Source organism: Pseudanabaena sp. FACHB-2040 (assembly GCF_014696715.1).
Taxonomy (GTDB): Bacteria; Cyanobacteriota; Cyanobacteriia; order Phormidesmidales; family Phormidesmidaceae; genus JACVSF01.
On record NZ_JACJQO010000041.1, the window covers coordinates 1 to 3,734 of the forward strand.

Consider the following 3,734-nt stretch of genomic DNA (forward strand, 5'->3'; position numbering starts at 1 on the left):
AAAAGACCACATCTCATCGAGCTGAATCGTCAGCCGTCCCGGTTTTTTTGGGTGACTTCGATGGTTCTCGGCGTTTGGTAGAACTTCTGATTGACATACATTTGCAACCACCGCTGAGAAACACCTGTCACCCGTGCAATCGCTGCCAGTGCTAGGCGTTCGAGCAACAGCTTATCAATCAATTGGCGAGTCGTCTCATCAATCGGTTGCCGGGTTGCCCCCTCAACAAATTGCCGTCCACAATCCTGGCACCGGAATCGGGGTTTGCCGTAATGGGTATGTCCGTATTTGATGATTTGAGGAGATTGGCACTTAGGACAGTTCATCGATTTGGCTGCAATGCTTGATGCTCCTAGCATATCAACTCGCCATTACTATTCATTACTACCGGCTCTGCAAGTCTGGCTGAATGGGTAAAAACGGATTTTAGCGATAACCCTCCGGGATAGCTTCGCTTAGCGCAGACATTGCCCTACAAGCAGGCTTCTCCTGCTAAAGCCATTTGACGCAGCACTTCAAGCGATTCACGGGAAAGACCCCCAAGCAGATTCGATAGCACCATAAGAATCTGAAAATTTGTCCTAAGAATCTGAAAGAATCGCGCCTTGAAAATCATTACATTGAAGTTAAGTTAGGCAAGAATCTGAAGCAGCATTCGTGGGAGCTTTCATTGCCTTACGTTACTATCAGTCAAGAAAGTTTTGCAGCCATTGATCTCTACAAGGAAACCTATAGCTATGTCTGAAAATTCAAAAATCGGCTTAGAAGGACTGCTTCGTCCAGAAGATAGCATCCCAGTACTGATTGGCCACCAGCCCTATCAGTTCAGGTAATTGCTAAACGGTCGGAGTTTGATTTGTGCTGAAGATTAATATTGATTGGAACAGGAGAAACAGGATGATACTGCAAGATAAAGTGGCGCTAGTCACAGGCGGAACTTCGGGAATTGGTCGTGCAACCGCGATCGCTTATGCCCAGCAACAAGCAAAGGTGGTGGTGGTGGGTCGTCGAATTGATGAAGGTGAAGAAACGGTTCGATTGATCAAAGAAGCTGGCGGAGAGGCGATTTTTGTGCAAGCAGATGTCACAAAAGAAGCCGATGTTGAAGCAATGGTTGATAAGGCGGTTGGCGTTTTTGGTCGGTTAGATATTGCCTTTAATAATGCAGGAATGGTCGGCGAAAACCCCTTATTGATTGAGCAAACAGAAGCTGAATACGATCGCATTATGAACGTCAATGTCAAAGGCGTTTGGTTGTCGATGAAGCATGAAATCGCTCAGATGTTGAAACAGGGAAGTGGTTCGATCGTCAATACATCATCTGGGGCTGGAGTCGTTGCAGTTCGTACCCAGCCCCTCTACACCGCGAGTAAACATGCAGTAGTCGGTTTAACAAAAGCTGCTGCGCTCCAATATGCCAAAGCAGGTATTCGCATCAATGTCGTTGCACCAGCAGCAATCGAAACAGATATGTTTGAAGCAGCGACAGGTGGGCAGGATGAAGCCAAAGCTTACTTGACAGGACTTCACCCGATCGGACGAATTGGAACACCGCTTGAAGTTGCAAATGCAGTTCTGTTTTTATCATCTGACCTGGCGTCGTTCATAACAGGTGAAACGTTGATGGTAGATGGTGGGTACGTAGCGCAGTAGTCGATCGGCAGTGCGAAATGTTGGATACAGCACTTCAAGCGACTTACTAAAGTAACACTGAAATATGTTCGCTAATCCCATCGGAAACTCCATAGGAATCTGCAAGAAGTTGAGTGTTGGAACTGACTACACTCAAGTGAACTAAGACAAAGAGAACTTAGGAGTTGATGATTATGTCCAAAGTGCCTTCTAACTACCCACACGAAAGGAAAAGAAATGGCTAAAAAATTTAGTGCAAAATCGACCGCCGACGAGGTGCTTTCCGGCATTAATCTCAAGGGAAAGCGATTTCTCATTACGGGTGCATCGTCGGGCATTGGACTCGAAACCGCCCGCTCACTGGTCGCTCACGGGGCTAGTGTCGTCGGCGCGGTCAGAAACCTCGCTAAAGCTGAGCCAGCCACTGCATCAGTTCGTGATGCCGCTTTGCAAGGAGGTGGCAGCCTGGAGTTGATCAATCTTGATCATTTCGCCCTGATCAATGGGATCGAGCCGTTGCTCGCCGATAATGGACGGCTAGTCGTCCTGTCGTCGCTCGCGCATCGCGGTGCCGATATCGACTTGGACGATCCGAATTTCGAGCAGCAGGCGTACGATCCATGGGTTGCCTATAGCCGCTCGAAAACCGCCAATTCACTGTTCGCGGTGGAGTTTGACAGACGGCATCGTGATCGCGGCATTCGGGCTGCTTCGGCGATGCCCGGAAACAGTCTCACGAACCTACCCCGCCATTTCTCGCAGGAGGAGTTGCAGGGACTTTTACAGACCGTTGACGCAGCGCGCACCGAAGCGGGTCTGCCGCCGCAAGAGTTGAAAGAAATTCCGCAGGCAGCCGCGACATCGGTCTGGGCAGCAGTCGTGGCTAACAAAGACGAGATCGGTGAACACTATCTCGAAGATTGCGCGATCGCGCCGATCAATGACACGCCCAACCCATTTGCCGACGGTGTCAGATCGTATGCGCTTGACGTGAACAAAGCTAAGCAGCTCTGGGCGAAAAGCGAGGAATTGATCAGCGCTGCGTCTTAAAGGTTATCGCGCACATCTAAACGCAATAATCCATTCCACTTTCGTACTTGGATGAACACTTACAAGAATGCCTGATTGACGTATAAGCGTTAATCACCATGCCTTACGTTTCCCGTAAACTCAACCAGGAAAACACCATGTCACAAAAACTCTCAGGAAAAGTTGCGCTTGTCACTGGCGGAACTTCAGGAATTGGTCGTGCTACCGCGATCGCTTATGCCCAACAACAAGCAAAGGTGGTGGTGGTTGGTCGTCGAATTGATGAAGGTGAAGAAACGGTTCGATTGATTAAGGAAGCTGGCGGAGAGGCTATTTTTGTGCAAGCAGATGTCACGAAAGAAGCTGATGTTAAAGCAATGGTTGATAAAACGATTGACGTTTTTGGTCGGTTGGATATTGCCTTTAATAATGCAGGAATGGTCGGCGAAAATCCCTCATTGATTGAGCAAACAGAAGCGGAATATGACCGCACGATGAACGTTAATGTCAAAGGTGCTTGGTTGTCGATGAAATATGAAATTGCTCAGATGTTGAAACAGGGAAGTGGTGCAATCGTCAATATGGCATCTGGGGCTGGAGTCGTTGCACTTCCTAACATACTCCTCTACACCGCGAGTAAACATGCGGTAGTAGGCTTAACAAAAGCTGCTGCACTCCAATATGCCAAAGCGGGCATTCGCATCAATGTCGTTGCACCAGCAGTAATCAAAACAGATCTGTTTGAAACATTTACAGATGAAGCCAAAGCTTACTTGACAGGACTTCACCCGATCGGGCGAATTGGAACACCGCTTGAAGTTGCAAATGCAGTCCTGTTTTTATCATCTGACCTGGCATCGTTCACAACGGGTGAAACGTTGATGGTAGATGGCGGGTATGTAGCGCAATAGTCGATCGGCAGTGCGACACGTTACGACCAAGTTTTGAGTTCTTAAAAGGAGGTTTGCTATGAAGATTCTCATTGTTCTCACGTCTCATGACCAACTTGGCGATACCGGAAAGAAAACTGGTTTCTGGCTGGAAGAGTTTGCTGCTCCCTATTACGTGCTGAA

Annotated in this window: 4 protein-coding genes and 2 pseudogenes; 5 read left to right on the plus strand and 1 reads right to left on the minus strand. The window is 48.2% G+C overall.

All coding sequences use genetic code 11. From position 1 onward, the window contains the following. Positions 1-29 precede the first annotated feature (29 nt). Complete coding sequence (locus H6G13_RS29690) at positions 30-359, minus strand: IS1 family transposase (RefSeq protein ID WP_206756553.1); 330 nt, start codon at positions 357-359, stop codon at positions 30-32. Between the two features lie 378 nt (positions 360-737). On the opposite strand from H6G13_RS29690, the pseudogene H6G13_RS29695 reads away from it, so the two are divergent. From H6G13_RS29695 to H6G13_RS29700, 5 genes and pseudogenes are all read left to right on the plus strand, one after another. Beyond that, a pseudogene (locus tag H6G13_RS29695) lies at positions 738-827 on the plus strand (hydrolase); the annotation flags it as partial. Between the two features lie 70 nt (positions 828-897). Beyond that, positions 898-1,653, plus strand: a complete 756-nt coding sequence (locus H6G13_RS27760) for an SDR family oxidoreductase (RefSeq protein WP_190488981.1) — start codon at positions 898-900, stop codon at positions 1,651-1,653. Between the two features lie 216 nt (positions 1,654-1,869). Further along, positions 1,870-2,682, plus strand: coding sequence for an SDR family NAD(P)-dependent oxidoreductase (locus H6G13_RS27765; protein ID WP_190488980.1), 813 nt, complete (start codon positions 1,870-1,872; stop codon positions 2,680-2,682). A gap of 98 nt (positions 2,683-2,780) precedes the next feature. Beyond that, the gene (locus H6G13_RS27770) at positions 2,781-3,572 is read left to right on the plus strand and encodes an SDR family oxidoreductase (RefSeq protein WP_242028582.1); all 792 of its coding nucleotides are present in this window, start codon (positions 2,781-2,783) and stop codon (positions 3,570-3,572) included. A 58-nt stretch (positions 3,573-3,630) separates the two neighbouring features. Beyond that, a pseudogene (locus H6G13_RS29700) lies at positions 3,631-3,734 on the plus strand (type 1 glutamine amidotransferase domain-containing protein); the annotation flags it as partial.

Coding starts and splice junctions, on each gene's coding strand:
- H6G13_RS29690 (WP_206756553.1), bottom strand. CDS start 359: ATGCTAGGAGCATCAAGCATTGCAGCCAAATCGATGAACTGTCCTAAG.
- H6G13_RS27760 (WP_190488981.1), top strand. CDS start 898: ATGATACTGCAAGATAAAGTGGCGCTAGTCACAGGCGGAACTTCGGGA.
- H6G13_RS27765 (WP_190488980.1), top strand. CDS start 1,870: ATGGCTAAAAAATTTAGTGCAAAATCGACCGCCGACGAGGTGCTTTCC.
- H6G13_RS27770 (WP_242028582.1), top strand. CDS start 2,781: ATGCCTTACGTTTCCCGTAAACTCAACCAGGAAAACACCATGTCACAA.